This is a genomic window from Parvularcula mediterranea, from assembly GCF_013085255.1.
GTDB classification, from domain to species: domain Bacteria; phylum Pseudomonadota; class Alphaproteobacteria; order Caulobacterales; family Parvularculaceae; genus Parvularcula; species Parvularcula mediterranea.
The window spans coordinates 1,440,867-1,455,396 of the sequence record NZ_JABFCX010000002.1; the positions used below are offsets into that span (position 1 = coordinate 1,440,867).

Consider the following 14,530-nt stretch of genomic DNA (forward strand, 5'->3'; position numbering starts at 1 on the left):
CCGGACCATGCCCTTGACGCGGCGAATGAGCAACCCTCATTATGACTGAGGCAGCATCAGAGTAGGCACAGGGCCATGCGCAATCCCTTCGACAATGACGAACGCGCCGCCTTCCGCGAGACCGTGCGGCAGTTCATCGCGAACGAGATCACCCCCCACGCCGACCGCTGGGACGAAGAGGGCGCCATCCCGTGGGAGCTGCACGAGAAAGCAGGCGAGCTTGGCGTTTTCGGCTTCGGCATCCCTGAAGAGCTCGGCGGCCTAGGCTTCGACGATGCCTTCATGCGCAGCATCTGGGCCGAAGAACTAGCCTTCTGCGGAGCGGGGGGCGTCGGCGCGGCCTTGGGCGGCAGGACCATCTCCATCGATCCCATCGTCCGCTTCGCAGGCCCCCACATCAGGGACCGCGTCGTCCCGGAGATCGTCTCGGGACGGAAGGGTTCCTCCTTGGGCATCACAGAACCCGGCGGCGGTTCGGACGTCGCGAGCCTTACCACCAAGGCCGTAAAAGACGGTAATGGCTGGCGCATCTCAGGCTCCAAGACCTTCATCACCGGCGGCATGACCTCGGAGTATTATGTCATCGGTGCACGGACGGGCGGAGAAGGCATGGCTGGCGTCTCGCTCTTCTTTATCGAATGGGGCGCCGAAGGTTTCAGCCGCACGCCGCTCGACAAGAAGATGGGCTGGTGGTGCTCGGACCAGGCGACCCTCTACTTCGACAACGTCTTCGTCCCTGCCGATGCCATGATCGGGCCTGAGAACGCCGGCTTCATGGTCATCATGAACAATTTCAATCTCGAGCGCCTTGGCCTCATCGCAGGCTCCCTCGGCATGGCGAAGGTCTGCCTCGATGACTCGATCGCCTGGGCCAAGGAGCGCCAGACCTTCGGCAAGCCCCTCATCAAGCACCAGGTCATCCGACACAAGATCGCCGACATGTCTGCCAAGATCGACGCCCTCGAAGCGCTGACCAATCAGCTCTGTTGGCTGATCAATGAAGACGACATGCCCGTGGCGGAGCTTTCCAAGGCCAAGTTCTTCGCCACGAAAACCCTAGAGTTCTGCGCTTCGGAAGCCATGCAGGTCATGGGCGGCGCGGGCTATCTCCGCGGCAACCGGATCGAGCGGGCCTATAGGGAGGTCAAGGTCATGGCCATCGGCGGCGGCTCCGAAGAAATCATGCGCGACCTCGCTGTCAGGCAGATGGGCCTATGACCGTCGGTACAAAGACCAAGCGCGAAAAGCTGGCCGAACGCGAAGACGCCATCGTCTCGGCTGCCACCGAAGCCTTCCTCGAAAAGGGCATGAGTGCCGCCAAAATGGCCGAGATCGCGGCCAGCGCAGGTGTCGCGGAAGGCACCCTCTACCTCTACTTCAAGAACAAGGAAGCGCTCTTCGCCGCCGTCGTCGCCCGGCACTGGGAGAGCCTCACCGAAGGCGCAACGGCTGCCATTGCGAAAGCCGACAGCCCCGATGACCAGCTCGAAGCCCTCGCGCGCTACACGCTCCGCCGCATCCTCGCCGACTGGAAGCTCTTTGAACTGAGCTTCGTCCTCCACTACCCCGTCAAGGAAGACGGCGTCGGCAGCGACCGCCGCGGATATGTCAGGATCTTCGACCAGATCGTCGCAAGGGGCATCGACCGTGGCACCTTCGCGCCAGAAGCCGACCCGCGCCTCGTGCGCGACCTCTTCTTCGGCACGATAGAGTACGCCGTCCGCTCGATCCTCCAGACCGGCAAGAACCCCAAGCTCGAGCCAGTCGTCATCATGCTCCTCACCGCCGTCAGGGCCGTTCTCAAACCGGGGCAGGGGCAGGCGCGCACCCCCGACCATGCCGAACGCATCGAGGCAGCCGTCACCCGTCTGGAAAAGCTCGCAGAGCGCTAGCCCCAAGGCCCCTTTCCCCCGCGGCAACGCCCTGCTATGGGCGCCTTCCCTGACGCGGGTATAGCACAATGGTAGTGCAGCAGCCTTCCAAGCTGAGGATGCGGGTTCGATTCCCGCTACCCGCTCCATTCCCCGAACCAAGCCGCGCTTCGCCTGTTCTCCTCCCAAAAGGAGAACGCCCATGTCCGATGCGCCGACCCTGACCTACTGGCACGTCTACACCGATAGCGACGGTATCAGCCGCCAGGGACGCCGCACCCTCGAAGGCTTCGAGAAGCAGTCGATGGGCGGTGACGCAGCCGAGCAATGGAACAATGTCCTCGGCAGCTACGATGCCAAGATCCTGTTCGCAGAGCTCCCGGTCGGCTTCGACGGGGACTGGCACGAAAACCCTGAGCCGCAATGGATCATCCCGCTCTCCGGCACCTGGTGGGTCGAGACGATGGATGGCGACCGGGTCGAGATGGGCCCGGGCGAGGTCAGCTTCGGCAATGATCAGGACACGAACGACGAGAAAGGCCACAAGAGCGGCGTCGTCGGTGACGAGCCCTGCCGTATGATGATCGTCCAGCTGGACAAGGTTCCAGAGGCTCTCAAGCGCTAGAAAAACGCCTGCAGCCCGGTCTGGCCACGCCCGAGGATCAGGGCATGGATGTCGTGGGTGCCCTCGTACGTATTGACCGTCTCGAGGTTCATCAGGTGCCGCATCACGTGATACTCGCCGGAGATTCCATTCCCTCCGTGGACGTCACGAGCGGTCCGCGCGATCTCCAAAGCCTTCCCGCAATTGTTCCGCTTCATCAGCGAAATCGCCTCGGGCGAAGCTGTGCCCTCATCAAGCATCCGCCCAAGTCGCAAGGAGCCCTGAATGCCAAGCGCAATCTCCGTCTGCATATCCGCCAGCTTCTTCTGGACAAGCTGCGTCTCTGCGATGGGCTTGCCAAACACCTTCCGGTCCAGCGCATAATCGCGCGCGGCATGCCAGCAGAACTCTGCTGCACCCATAGCGCCCCACGAAATCCCGTACCGCGCCTTGTTGAGGCAAGAGAACGGCCCCTTGAGACCCGAGGCGTGCGGAAGAAGGTTCTCCTCCGGCACAAATGCTTCGGAAAGCGCAATCGACCCCGTCAGCGACGCGCGCAGGGAAAGCTTGCCCTCGATCTTTGGCGTCTCGAAACCCTCCGTACCCCGCTCGACAAGGAACCCGCGGATAGCCCCGTCAAGCTTTGCCCACACCAGCGCAACATCAGCGATCGGTGAATTGGTGATCCACATCTTCTCGCCAGACAGCCGATAACCGCCGGAGACCTTCTCCGCTTTCGTCCGCATACTGCCGGGATCAGAGCCGCCATCAGCCTCGGTCAGGCCGAAGCAGCCGACGAGCTCTCCCTTGGCCAGCCCCGGAAGAAAGCGCTGTTTCTGCTCCTCCGACCCAAAAGCTTCGATCGGATACATGACCAGCGAGGACTGCACCGACATGGCCGACCGGTAGCCTGAGTCCACACGCTCCACTTCCCGCGCGATCAAACCGTAAGCCACATGGCTCGCACCCGACCCTCCGTAGGCTTCTGATACCATCGCGCCGAGCAGGCCCTGCCTGCCAAAGGCCCGCATGATCTCCGGATCAAACCGCTCCTCCCGGTTCGCTGCTTCAATTCCCGGCATCAGCTCCGCGTCACAGAAGCGGCGTGCTTCGTCGCGAATCTGACGCTCCTCGTCCGTGAGCGCACCATCAAGACCTAGAAGATCTTCCCAACCGTAGCTCATCCGCCGAACACCACCTCATACATGATCCGCCCGGGCATCAGGGTGAAGACGCCAGCAATCAGGATACCGAAGATGAAGATCGCCCGGAAAGGCCCGGCGTGCTTCTTGAAGTTCTCACCCTTCTGGAAAAGGTGCACCACCCCGCCGATAAGGCCGATGGTCGTGATCCCGCTGAGAACATGGATCGGCGAGAAGCGGATCACATTGAACATCCAGATAGTCATCCAGGACGTCGCCGCGACCAGCGATAGGAGGATGATCCAGACCACCCCGATCACCTTGTGAGGAAGCGTCCCCTTAGGCGCCAGAAGCTGGATCGTGCCGAGGACGAACCCGCCCAAGGCTGCAATCGTATGCACCTGCAGAAACCACGGCGCCTCAAAAAGCGGTGACCAATCCATGCCCAAATTCCTCTCCCTGCACCCCCATCAAAGCGCAGACCGGAAAGCCGGGCAACGCTGTCACGCGCAGTCAGCAAGCCTGTTAGCGGCGGCTGGGCACGGATAGGCCTTGATCGAGCAGCGTCCCGGCGTTGACTGGCGCTCTTCTCCTTCGCAAACACCAAAGCTGTTCGTGACCGAGAGGAGTTCCCCGTGGCTGAGACCAAGTTTGATATGATCGTCATTGGCGCAGGCCCTGGCGGCTATGTGGCGGCCATCCGCGCTTCGCAGCTTGGGATGAAGACGGCGATCGTCGAGCGCGAGCATCTTGGCGGCGTCTGCCTCAACTGGGGCTGTATCCCGACCAAGGCGCTCCTGAGGACGGCTGAGGTCTACACCAACATGCAGCACGCCTCGGCCTATGGCCTGAAGGCGGAGAACATTACCTTCGACCTCGACGCCGTGGTCCAGCGCTCGCGCAAGATCGCGAAGCAGCTTTCGGGCGGCGTTAGCTACCTGATGAAGAAGAACAAGATCGAGGTCATCATGGGCGAGGCGCGCCTCAAGGGCGCCAACGGCTCAGGCCCTGCGGTCGTCGTCAAAGGCCAGGACGGCAAGGAGACGACCTACCAGTCCAAGCACACCATCATCGCAACTGGCGCCCGTGCACGGACGATCCCTCAGGCTGGCCTCGAGCCCGATGGGAAGCTGATCTGGACCGCCCGCGAGGCGATGACGCCGGACACCTTCCCTAAGCGTCTTCTCGTCATTGGCTCGGGCGCCATCGGCATCGAGTTCGCCAGCTTCTACAATGCCCTCGGATCCGACGTACACGTCGTTGAGATGGTCGACCGCATCCTCCCAGCGGAGGACAAGGAAGTCTCCGCCTTTGCCCGCAAGAGCTTCGAGGGGCAGGGGATGAAGATCTCCACCGAAACGAAGGTCGACAAGGTTGAGAAGAAGGCCAACTCCGTCATCGCCCACATCACGGGCAAGGATGGCAAGACGGTCAAGGAAGAGTACGATCGCGTTGTCCTCGCCATCGGCATTGTGGGCAACACGGAAGGTATTGGCCTCGAAGACGTCGGCGTAAAGGTCGATCGCGGCCACGTTCAGGTCGACGAATGGCTCTCCACTGGCGTAAAAGGTCTCTACGCCATCGGCGACGTTTGTGGCCCGCCTTGGCTCGCCCACAAGGCTGAGCATGAAGGCGTCATCTGTGTCGAGAAGATCGCAGGCTCGAACTCCGTACACCCCCTCGACGTTGGCCGCATCCCGGGCTGCACCTACTGCCAGCCGCAGGTCGCCTCGGTCGGCCTCACGGAAGCCAAGGCGAAAGCCGCTGGCTACAAGGTCAAGGTCGGCAAGTTCCCCTTCCAGGCCAACGGCAAGGCCGTGGCGCTTGGCGAGCAGGAAGGCTTCGTCAAAACCGTCTTCGACGAGAAGACCGGCGAGCTCCTCGGCGCCCACATGATCGGCGCGGAAGTGACCGAGCTGATCCAGGGCTTCGGCATCGGCATGGCGATGGAAGCGACGGAGGAAGACTTCTTCCACACGATCTTCCCGCACCCGACCCTGTCGGAGATGATGCATGAGTCAGCCCTCGACGCCTACGGACGGGTGATGCACACCTGACCGGAAGTGGAGGCGTGTTCGTTCGTACACTGATCCAGATCGCTGTCTGGGGCTACGGCCTCTGGGCAGCGGTCACGGTCATCACCGACCACCGCTTCGCCCAGGCCAAGAGGCGCTGCATAGCCGATATCATGCCTGCGCCTGATCATTTCGTCGGGATTGTCCTGCCGGCCGCGATTGTCGTGATCACGCTTGTGACCTCGCTGATCTTCTGGTCCCGCCTGCATATCGGGTGGAAGATCGCCTGGTCGCCGCTTTGGTTCTTCTCCATCTCCATCATCGTCGTCTTCGCTGGCTTAGGGCCGCTCTTCGCCACACAGACCTTCGGTCCCGGCGACTCGAGCATCGCGAGCGAGATGCGCGCCTGTCTCGAGATGATCACGCGATAGCCTCCCGCGCCTCGCGTGAGTGTGACTGCAGCTGAGCGAAACGGTCAGCGACTTCTCCGCGCCTGCTGTCAGGTTCCGCCTACAAAAGTGGGAGGAAACGCTATGCAAAAACTGATCGCATTCGCCGCCGCTGGCCTCATCGCTGCAGGCTCAGCCCATGCCGCAACGACCTTCACCGCGACCCTGACCGGGGGCCAGGAAGTGCCGCCATCAGGCTCGCAGTTCGTCGCGACTGCCAACCTTGAGCTTGTCGACACCAACGGTGACGACATCCTCGATGCCCTCAACATGACGGTCGAGATCCCGAGCGCCTTCGACTTCTCGGCGACCGACGCGGGCATTGACGGCAATGACGGCTCGCAGGTCGTGACCGTCTTCCACATTCACAGCGCTCCGCGCGGCGTGAATGGTCCCGTGGCCTTCGGCATCATCGGTCCGAACAGCGACACCGATATGGACCGCATGTTCACGCTGAACGACGACGGTTCGGTCACGCACTCCAACCAGTGGGACCTCGGCGAAGGCAACGGCACGACCCTCGCTGCCTTCCTGCCTGCGCTTCTCGCGGCAGCTCCGGGCGAGGATGTCGGTCTCTACTTCAACCTCCACACCGAAGAGTTCCGCGGCGGTGAGCTGCGCGGTCAGCTTGTTGCGACGCCGATCCCCGGGGCGCTGCCGCTCTTCGCGGGGATCGCTGCTGCCTTTGGCTTTGCCCGCAGGCGCATGAGCCGCTGAGCTTCCCTCAGCCTCGCACCGTGCTAAGCACGGCGGATGCTAGAGATTCGCGAAGGCTCCATCCTTCTGGGTGCTGATCACAAAGGGGCGGCGGTTTCGCTGCCCCTCAAAATGTGCAACCGCCACGGCCTGATCGCCGGGGCCACGGGTACGGGCAAGACCGTATCGGTCCAGATCATGGCCGAGGCGTTCAGCCGGGCAGGGGTCCCTGTATTCGTCTCCGACGTGAAAGGCGACCTTGCCGGCCTCGCCCGGGAAGGTGCCGACAAGGACTTCCTCCACAAGCGCGCGACCGATATTCAGCTCCCTGACTATGGCCCTGAAGAGTTCCCCGTCAGGCTCTGGGACTTCTACGGCGAAGGCGGACTTCCGATCAGGGCGACCGTCACCGAGGTCGGCCCGCTGCTCCTCGCGCGGATGCTCGATCTCAACGACACCCAAGAAGGCGTCCTCGCGATCACCTTCCGCGTCGCTGACGATGACGGACTGCCGCTCCTCGACCTTAAGGACTTGCGTGCGCTCCTCCATTACGTCAGTGAGCGGAGGGCCGAGCTCTCGGCCATGTACGGCAACGTCTCGCCAGCCTCCGTCGCTGCGATTCAGCGCCGCCTGATCCAGCTCGAAGACCAGGGCGGCGCGCTCTTCCTCGGGGAACCGGCGCTCGACGTCCGCGACCTCATCAGGACCACCCGCGATGGCCGCGGTGTGCTGAACGTCCTCAAGGCCGACAAGCTGATGATGGCGCCAAGGCTCTACGGCGCCTTCCTCCTGTGGCTCCTTTCCGAACTCTTCGAGGAGCTTCCCGAGATCGGCGACCCCGAAAAGCCCAAGCTCGTCTTCGTCTTCGACGAGGCGCACCTCCTCTTCGATGGCGCCTCGCGAGCGCTCCTTGAAAAGGTCGAGCAGGTCTGCCGCCTCATCCGCTCCAAAGGTGTTGGCGTCTTCTTTGCGACCCAGGACCCCGGCGATGTCCCCGACGACATCGCAGGCCAGCTCGGCACGAAGGTGCAGCACGCCCTCCGCGCCTTCACCCCGGCCCAGCAGAAGCGCGTTCGCGCAGCCGCCGATGGTTTCCGTCCGAACCCGGACTTTTCGACCAAGGATATCATCACCGAGCTCGGCGTTGGCGAAGCCCTCGTCAGTACGCTTCAGAAAAAGGGCGTCCCAACGCCTGTCGCGCGCACCATGATCCGACCGCCAGCCTCGCGACTTGGCCCGCTGACGGCGACTGAGCGCAAGGCGATCATCCGCGAGGATGAGCTCTCCACCCAATACGCCAAGGCGATGGACAGCGAGTCCGCTCACGAACTGCTCGCTGAGCGCGCAGATCGCATGGCCATGGAAGCGGAGAAGGCTGAAAGCAAGGCCGCGCAATCCAAGCGCAAGACCACCACGCGCAAACGGCGCTCCTCCCGAATGACCGTTACCGAACGCGCGATCAACACTGCGACAAGGACCGCCACCAGCACCGTCGTCGGCGCGCTCCTCCGTGGTCTCCTTGGTGGCCTCAAGCGGCGCTAGCCTGTCCGGACGAAGCTGCGGGATGACAGGGTAGGGCAGGGTTCCTACCTTCCTCACCATGTCCATCTGGTCCCGCATGCGCTCCGGCGATCCTGAGCCTCAAGAGTTTCGCCGCATGGCGGACGAGGCCTATCTGCGCCTGCCAGAGCGTTTCCGCGCCCTGACCGGTGATCTCGTGCTCAGGACCCCCGACTACCCAGAAGAGGATGTCCTCCGGGAGTTCGGGATGCAGAGCCCCTACGAGCTCTTGGGATTATACCAGGGCGTGGACCTGACGAGGAAATCTCTCTTCGACGCCTCAGGCCTGCCGGACACGGTTTACCTCTACCGCCTGCCGATCCTGCGCTACTGGCGCGAGGGCACCGACACGCTGGAGGAGATCGTCGAGCACGTCCTCGTCCACGAGATCGGCCACCATTTCGGCTTCTCCGACGACGACATGCACGCCATCGAGGACGAGGCTGACTAGCTGGCAGAGGCCCCGGTGACAGGACGGGGCTCGTCTTCGGAGGCCGCTTCAGCCAGTGCTTCCGCCTTTTTCTTCTCAACGCTGCGCCAGGTCGACCAGCCGCCAAAGGCGACCATGACTGCAATCACGCCGTAGACCCAGACCGGCAGGTTCTCACCGAACAGCGCCACGTAGAGGTAGGGCTGGATCGCGAGGAACAGCAGAAGGAGCGCCTGCACCGTCACGGACTTCTTCGCCTTTGCCCTGGCTGCCAGCCAGCCCGCGACGCCGAGGAAGAGCGGGATGCCTCCGATGTACAGAATCCCGAAGATCACCGGGTTCACATTGTAGGTCGCGCTCAGCTCGCGCACGGTCTCTAAGATGCCGTCCATGGTGGCCTCCTGTCTCTCTGGCCCTCTCTTCGGGAGGGCCGGGCTATCGGTTACGTGGCCGGAACGACCGGAATAGTGACAATATAACTTAAGTCGTGGGCCGATGCTTGGGGCGGCGCTAACGCGCATGGAGCATCCTCCCTCCGGGTATGTGAAGGGGACCTTCCATGAAACACGCAATTCTTGCTGCTGCAGCATCCGCCATCGCGCTTTCCGGAGCGGCCTCCGCAGGCGTCGGCGCCGACGTCTCCGTTGGTACGCCGGGCGTCTCGGGCAATGTACACATGCAGTTCACGCCGCTGATTACGCTCCGCGCTGGCGTCAATTTCTTCGACTTCGAGATGGAAGATCAGGAGTTCGACGACATCAGCTATGACGCTGAGCTCGGCTTCACGCAGGTGGGCGGCTATGTCGATCTCCACCCGTTTATGAACGGCTTCAACGTCTCCGCTGGCGCGCTCTTCGGTGAGCGCACGATCGACCTCACGGCCACGCCGATGATGGACATCGAGATCGGCGACCAGACCTTCACCGCTCAAGAAGTCGGCGTCCTCCGCGGTGCAGCGGATTTCGGCGACATGAGCTACTATGCCGGTATCGGCTGGGACTCGACCACACACGGCCTGAGCCCGATCAGCTTCGTGGTGCGCGCAGGCGTCCTGATGACCGACTCGCCGATGGTGTCTCTCGTCAATGAGGGCGGCACGATCGACCCGCTGATCCAGGCAGAGATCAATGCCGAGCTGGCGAACGAAACGGCTCAGCTCCAGACGGATCTCGAAGATTTCGAGTTCTTCCCGATGATTTCGATTGGCATCGGCTTCGGCTTCTGAGCACCTGCAGCACACCAGCGATTGACGATATAAGGATTTCCTTATATCCCAATCGCAGAGAGGTGTGCCGTGGAATTTGCGACCGGATTGGAACAGCTGCGCGCGGCGGGTGAAGAGACCCGCCTGCGCGTTCTTTGTTTGCTGCGGCAGTCCGACCTCACGGTCACAGAGCTGACCCAGTGCCTGGATCAACTTCAGCCCAGGGTCAGCCGCCACCTGCGCATCCTCGTCGATGCCGGGCTCGTGAGCCCGTACCAGGAAGGCAGCTGGCGCTTCTACCGCCTTGCTGAGCAACCCGACTGGCTCGAAGCTTTGGTCGGAACCCTCGAGGGCGAGGAAGTCGAAGCGCTCGACAGGGCCCTGACCGATGTGCGGGCCGAAAGGGCGCGGAGGGCGCAGGCCTATTTCGCAGACAATGCCGATGACTGGGACGCGCTGAGACGTCTTCACACGGACGACCGCCTGATCGAAGAGGCGATGCTCGAGCTCGCTCCTGACCGTGTCGACGGCTTTGTCGACCTCGGGACGGGCACAGGGCGGATGCTGACTCTGTTTGCAGGGCGCTATCGCGAAGCGTCGGGCTATGACCTGTCACCTGAGATGCTCGAAGTGGCTCGGGTGAAGCTCGAAGAGGCCAAGGTCCGCAACGCCATCGTCCGTAGGCGCGATATTCTGAAGCACGACCAGATCCCTCCTGCCTCCGCCGACGTCGTCACGCTGCACCATGTTCTCCATTTCCTCGGAGAGCCTGAGCGCGCTGTAGAAGTCGCTGCAGCCACCTTGCGTCCCGGCGGCGCTCTCTTGATCGCCGACTTTGCCGAGCACGCCATGGAAGAGCTGCGCGAGCGCTACGCCCATCGCCGCCTCGGCTTCAGCACCCAGGAAATCGACAGCTTCGCCAGGCGCGCGCGTCTTCTTCTGCGCGAAGAGATTGCGCTCGAGCCCGGTGATGGCGGCCTCGTCAGCAAGATCTGGCGCCTCGACAAACCTCTTTCCTCCGTTCACGGCCCTTCCCAGAAGGAGACGGCCCTTGTCTGATCTCTCCGTCAGTTTCGAATTCTTCCCGCCGAAAACCGAGAAGATGGCTGAGACCCTCTGGGCATCGGTGGACAAGCTCGCGCCGCTCGGGCCGAGTTTCGTATCGGTCACCTATGGCGCAGGCGGATCGACCCGCGAGCGGACCCATGACACGGTAGAGCGGATCGTTCGCGATACGGACATTCCTGTTGCTGCCCACCTGACCACTGTATCCGCAACGAAGGCGGAGGTGGATAGCGTCCTCAAGCGCTACTGGGACAGCGGTGTGAAGCACATCGTTGCCCTGCGTGGTGATCCACCTGAAGGGGTCGGCGAGAAGTATGTTCCGAACCCGGAGGGCTATGCCGGTGCTGCGGAGCTTTGCGAAGGCGCTTCCGCCATCGCTCCTTTCGAGATCACGGTGGGCTGCTACCCTGAGAAGCACCCCGAGAGCCCGAGCCTTGCCTATGACATCGACCTTCTGAAGCGGAAGATCGACAATGGCGCGACCCGGGCGATCACGCAGTTCTTCTACGAGAACGACGTCTACGAACGATATGTCGAGCGCGTCCGCGCTGCCGGAATCGACATTCCGATCGTGCCCGGCATCATGCCTGTGACCAATTTCAAGGCGCTCAAGCGCATGTCGAAGCTCTGCCAGGCGACGGTGCCCAAGCGCTATGCCAAGCTTTTCGACCATCTCGACGATGATCCGAAGACGCGGCAGCTGGTCGCGGCGACGGTTGCGGCCGAGCAGTGCCATGACCTCGCTGATCGCGGCGTCGATCACTTTCATTTCTACACTCTCAACCGGTCAGAGCTCGCCTATGCGCTCTGCCATATGCTGGGCGTTCGTCCGGCGGAGACGGCTGAAGCTGCCTGATGGTTCCTCAATTCGTAAACATTGGTGAGCGGACAAACGTCACTGGATCCGCCAAGTTCCGTAAGCTGATCAAAAACGGTGACTATGCTGCGGCCGTCGAGGTTGCTCGACAGCAGGTCGAGAACGGCGCGCAGGTCATCGACGTCAACATGGACGAGGGGATGCTCGACGGCGTCGAAGCCATGTCGACATTCCTGAGGCTGATTGCTTCCGAGCCGGACATCGCCCGTGTGCCAGTCATGATCGACAGCTCCAAATGGGAGGTGATCGAGGCGGGCCTCAAGCAGGTGCAGGGTAAGCCGATCGTCAATTCGATCAGCCTCAAGGAAGGCGAGGAGCCTTTCCTCGCCCAAGCCCGGAAATGCCTGCGCTATGGCGCGGCCGTCGTGGCCATGGCCTTCGACGAGGACGGCCAGGCCGATACCGCGGCGCGCAAGATTGAGATCTGTAAACGGAGTTATGACCTCCTGACCGGGATGGGCTTCCCTCCTGAAGACATCATCTTCGATCCCAATATCTTCGCGGTCGCGACGGGGATCGAGGAGCATGCCGGGTACGGCGTCGACTTCATCGAGGCGACGCGGATGATCAAAGAGCAGCTTCCCGGCGCGAAAGTGTCGGGGGGTGTATCCAACGTCTCATTCTCCTTCCGCGGCAATGATGCCGTGCGCGAGGCGATGCACTCGGTCTTTCTCTTCCATGCCATCCGTGCAGGGATGGATATGGGGATCGTCAATGCGGGCCAGCTCGCCATCTATGACGATATTCCCGAGGACCTGAAGGAGCCGGTCGAGGACGTGATCCTCAACCGCCGTGAAGATGCGACGGAGCGGCTTCTCGAGGCAGCTGAACGCTTCAAGGGGCAGGGCGCAAAGGAGCGCCAGCAGGACCTTTCCTGGCGTGAGCAGTCAGTTGAGAAGCGGCTGGAGCACTCGCTTGTAAAGGGCATTACGGAGTATATCGAGGAAGATACCGAGGAAGCGCGGGAGAAGCTGGGGCGGCCTCTGTTCGTTATTGAGGGGCCACTGATGGACGGCATGAACGTCGTTGGTGACCTCTTCGGTTCGGGCAAGATGTTCCTCCCTCAGGTGGTCAAATCCGCCCGTGTGATGAAGCGGGCCGTGGCTTATCTCGAGCCCTTCATGGAAGCCGAGCGCAAGGCTGGTGGTGCTGCGCCTGAGGCGAAAGGCCGTGTGCTGATGGCGACGGTGAAGGGCGATGTACACGATATCGGCAAGAACATTGTCGGCGTCGTTCTGCAGTGTAACAATTATGAGGTTATCGACCTCGGTGTCATGGTCCCGGCCAATGATATCCTCGACAAGGCCGAGGAGCATAATGTCGATGTGATTGGCCTTTCCGGCCTCATCACGCCTTCGCTTGACGAGATGGTCGGCGTGGCGAAAGAGATGAGCCGTAGGGGAATGACCCAGCCCCTGATGATTGGCGGCGCGACGACCTCGAAGGCGCACACGGCAGTGAAGATCGCGCCGAGCTATGAGAAGGGTGTCGTCTACGTGACCGATGCCAGCCGCGCGGTGGGTGTGGTCAGTGACCTGATTTCTGATGAGCGTCGTGACGATTACCTCCAGAACATCGCGAATGAGTATGACAGCGTGCGCGAGAGCTTCTCGAAACGTCAGCGTCAGGATGACCGTGTGTCGATCGCTGATGCCCGGGCGAATGCACATAGGCTCTCTGATGCGGTGCTGCCTTCGCCGAAGGACCCAGGACTGAAGATCCTCAAGGATGTTCCGCTGGCGGAGCTTGTTCCCTATATCGATTGGACCCCCTTCTTTGCTTCGTGGGACCTTCATGGGCGCTATCCTCAAATTCTCGAGGATGACGTCGTGGGCGAGGCTGCGACCTCGCTGTTTGGTGATGCGCAGGCGATGCTGAAGCGCATCCTGCGTGAGGGTTGGTTCACAGCCCATGCGGTGTGCGGACTGTTTCCTGCCAACAGAGACGGTGATGACATCATCGTCTGGATTGACGAGACCCGAACGGAAGAGCGGATGCGCTTCCACACGATCCGTCAGCAGATGAACAAGAAGGGCAAGGGTGGAAACCTTGCGCTTTCGGACTTCATAAAGGTGGATGGCGAGGACTGGATCGGCGGCTTTGCTGTCACTGCCGGGCATGGCGAGGATGAGACCGTAGCACGGTTCAATCAGTCCGGGGACAATTACGGCTCGATCATGGCATCAGCGCTGGCCGACCGGTTCGCCGAGGCGATGGCGGAGTGGCTGCACGAGAAGATGCGGCGTGAGTATTGGGGCTTTGAAACTGGCGAGAAAGCGACGGTCGAAGCTCTGATTGCTGAGGATTATCAGGGCATCCGTCCGGCAGCGGGTTATCCTGCGCAGCCTGACCATACGGAGAAGGGGCCGCTGTTTGAGCTCCTATCCGCGACGGAGCATGCGGGGATCACCCTGACCGAGAGCTTTGCGATGCAGCCGGGTGCCAGTGTGTCTGGCCTCTACTTCGCCCATCCAGATGCTCACTATTTCGGCACGGGTAAAATCGCGAAGGACCAGGTCGAGGACTATGCGCGCCGCAAGGGCTGGGACCTTGCGACGGCCGAGAAGTGGCTGGCTCCGATCTTGAGCTACGAGACCTGAGCGGGGTCAGCTGTCCC

Annotated in this window: 15 protein-coding genes and 1 tRNA gene; 13 read left to right on the plus strand and 3 right to left on the minus strand. The window is 62.1% G+C overall.

The features are described from left to right. Positions 1 to 75 precede the first annotated feature (75 nt). The 4 genes from HK107_RS07575 to HK107_RS07590 all read left to right on the plus strand — a co-directional run bounded on the left by HK107_RS07575 (position 76) and on the right by HK107_RS07590 (position 2,496). Complete coding sequence (locus HK107_RS07575) at positions 76 to 1,218, plus strand: acyl-CoA dehydrogenase family protein (protein ID WP_173198195.1); 1,143 nt, start codon at positions 76 to 78, stop codon at positions 1,216 to 1,218. Next, entirely contained in the window at positions 1,215 to 1,892 is a 678-nt protein-coding gene (locus HK107_RS07580) for a TetR/AcrR family transcriptional regulator (RefSeq protein ID WP_173198197.1), read from the plus strand. The genes HK107_RS07575 and HK107_RS07580 overlap by 4 nt, the downstream gene beginning before the upstream one ends. Before the next feature lie 54 nt (positions 1,893 to 1,946). Further along, a tRNA-Gly gene (locus HK107_RS07585) sits at positions 1,947 to 2,020 on the plus strand. A gap of 53 nt (positions 2,021 to 2,073) precedes the next feature. Continuing rightward, the gene (locus HK107_RS07590) at positions 2,074 to 2,496 is read left to right on the plus strand and encodes a cupin domain-containing protein (RefSeq protein ID WP_173198199.1); all 423 of its coding nucleotides are present in this window, start codon (positions 2,074 to 2,076) and stop codon (positions 2,494 to 2,496) included. Here the strand turns inward: HK107_RS07590 and HK107_RS07595 are convergent. Further along, on the minus strand, positions 2,493 to 3,659 hold the full coding sequence (locus HK107_RS07595) for an acyl-CoA dehydrogenase (RefSeq protein WP_173198201.1): 1,167 nt from the start codon (positions 3,657 to 3,659) through the stop codon (positions 2,493 to 2,495). The two genes, HK107_RS07590 and HK107_RS07595, sit on opposite strands and share 4 nt — an antisense overlap. Next, positions 3,656 to 4,060: a DUF2306 domain-containing protein gene (locus tag HK107_RS07600; protein WP_173198203.1), complete on the minus strand. Its 405-nt coding sequence runs from the start codon at positions 4,058 to 4,060 to the stop codon at positions 3,656 to 3,658. Before HK107_RS07600 ends, HK107_RS07595 begins: the two co-directional genes overlap by 4 nt. Positions 4,061 to 4,252: 192 nt before the next feature. Between HK107_RS07600 and lpdA the strand changes: the two genes are divergently transcribed. From lpdA to HK107_RS07625, 5 genes are all read left to right on the plus strand, one after another. Next, positions 4,253 to 5,674: a dihydrolipoyl dehydrogenase gene (gene lpdA / locus HK107_RS07605; RefSeq protein WP_173198205.1), complete on the plus strand. Its 1,422-nt coding sequence runs from the start codon at positions 4,253 to 4,255 to the stop codon at positions 5,672 to 5,674. A 14-nt stretch (positions 5,675 to 5,688) separates the two neighbouring features. Further along, positions 5,689 to 6,063 carry a hypothetical protein gene (locus HK107_RS07610; RefSeq protein WP_173198207.1) on the plus strand — a complete coding sequence of 125 codons (375 nt, stop codon included), beginning with the start codon at positions 5,689 to 5,691 and terminating at the stop codon, positions 6,061 to 6,063. Positions 6,064 to 6,165: 102 nt separating this feature from the next. Next, positions 6,166 to 6,798, plus strand: coding sequence for a CHRD domain-containing protein (locus HK107_RS07615; RefSeq protein ID WP_173198209.1), 633 nt, complete (start codon positions 6,166 to 6,168; stop codon positions 6,796 to 6,798). Positions 6,799 to 6,834: 36 nt separating this feature from the next. After that, positions 6,835 to 8,319, plus strand: a complete 1,485-nt coding sequence (locus HK107_RS07620) for a helicase HerA-like domain-containing protein (protein ID WP_173198211.1) — start codon at positions 6,835 to 6,837, stop codon at positions 8,317 to 8,319. Between the two features lie 58 nt (positions 8,320 to 8,377). Then, the gene (locus HK107_RS07625; protein ID WP_233061165.1) at positions 8,378 to 8,788 is read left to right on the plus strand and encodes a metallopeptidase family protein; all 411 of its coding nucleotides are present in this window, start codon (positions 8,378 to 8,380) and stop codon (positions 8,786 to 8,788) included. Here HK107_RS07625 and HK107_RS07630 read toward each other — a convergent pair. Then, positions 8,785 to 9,159: a hypothetical protein gene (locus HK107_RS07630; protein ID WP_173198213.1), complete on the minus strand. Its 375-nt coding sequence runs from the start codon at positions 9,157 to 9,159 to the stop codon at positions 8,785 to 8,787. The genes HK107_RS07625 and HK107_RS07630 overlap by 4 nt on opposite strands. 167 nt (positions 9,160 to 9,326) lie before the next feature. Between HK107_RS07630 and HK107_RS07635 the strand changes: the two genes are divergently transcribed. The 4 genes from HK107_RS07635 to metH all read left to right on the plus strand — a co-directional run bounded on the left by HK107_RS07635 (position 9,327) and on the right by metH (position 14,513). Continuing rightward, complete coding sequence (locus HK107_RS07635; RefSeq protein WP_173198215.1) at positions 9,327 to 9,992, plus strand: hypothetical protein; 666 nt, start codon at positions 9,327 to 9,329, stop codon at positions 9,990 to 9,992. Between the two features lie 69 nt (positions 9,993 to 10,061). Next, a complete protein-coding gene (locus tag HK107_RS07640; protein WP_173198217.1) occupies positions 10,062 to 11,030 on the plus strand; it encodes an ArsR/SmtB family transcription factor in 969 nt (322 codons plus the stop codon). Then, positions 11,023 to 11,892 (plus strand): methylenetetrahydrofolate reductase [NAD(P)H], encoded by an 870-nt coding sequence (metF, locus tag HK107_RS07645; protein WP_198912328.1) that lies wholly within the window; start codon positions 11,023 to 11,025, stop codon positions 11,890 to 11,892. The genes HK107_RS07640 and metF overlap by 8 nt, the downstream gene beginning before the upstream one ends. Next, positions 11,892 to 14,513 (plus strand): methionine synthase, encoded by a 2,622-nt coding sequence (gene metH / locus HK107_RS07650; protein ID WP_173198222.1) that lies wholly within the window; start codon positions 11,892 to 11,894, stop codon positions 14,511 to 14,513. Before metF ends, metH begins: the two co-directional genes overlap by 1 nt. The last annotated feature ends 17 nt before the right edge of the window (positions 14,514 to 14,530 follow it).

Coding starts and splice junctions, on each gene's coding strand:
- HK107_RS07575 (WP_173198195.1), top strand. CDS start 76: ATGCGCAATCCCTTCGACAATGACGAACGCGCCGCCTTCCGCGAGACC.
- HK107_RS07580 (WP_173198197.1), top strand. CDS start 1,215: ATGACCGTCGGTACAAAGACCAAGCGCGAAAAGCTGGCCGAACGCGAA.
- HK107_RS07590 (WP_173198199.1), top strand. CDS start 2,074: ATGTCCGATGCGCCGACCCTGACCTACTGGCACGTCTACACCGATAGC.
- HK107_RS07595 (WP_173198201.1), bottom strand. CDS start 3,659: ATGAGCTACGGTTGGGAAGATCTTCTAGGTCTTGATGGTGCGCTCACG.
- HK107_RS07600 (WP_173198203.1), bottom strand. CDS start 4,060: ATGGATTGGTCACCGCTTTTTGAGGCGCCGTGGTTTCTGCAGGTGCAT.
- HK107_RS07615 (WP_173198209.1), top strand. CDS start 6,166: ATGCAAAAACTGATCGCATTCGCCGCCGCTGGCCTCATCGCTGCAGGC.
- HK107_RS07620 (WP_173198211.1), top strand. CDS start 6,835: ATGCTAGAGATTCGCGAAGGCTCCATCCTTCTGGGTGCTGATCACAAA.
- HK107_RS07625 (WP_233061165.1), top strand. CDS start 8,378: ATGTCCATCTGGTCCCGCATGCGCTCCGGCGATCCTGAGCCTCAAGAG.
- HK107_RS07630 (WP_173198213.1), bottom strand. CDS start 9,159: ATGGACGGCATCTTAGAGACCGTGCGCGAGCTGAGCGCGACCTACAAT.
- HK107_RS07635 (WP_173198215.1), top strand. CDS start 9,327: ATGAAACACGCAATTCTTGCTGCTGCAGCATCCGCCATCGCGCTTTCC.
- metH (WP_173198222.1), top strand. CDS start 11,892: ATGGTTCCTCAATTCGTAAACATTGGTGAGCGGACAAACGTCACTGGA.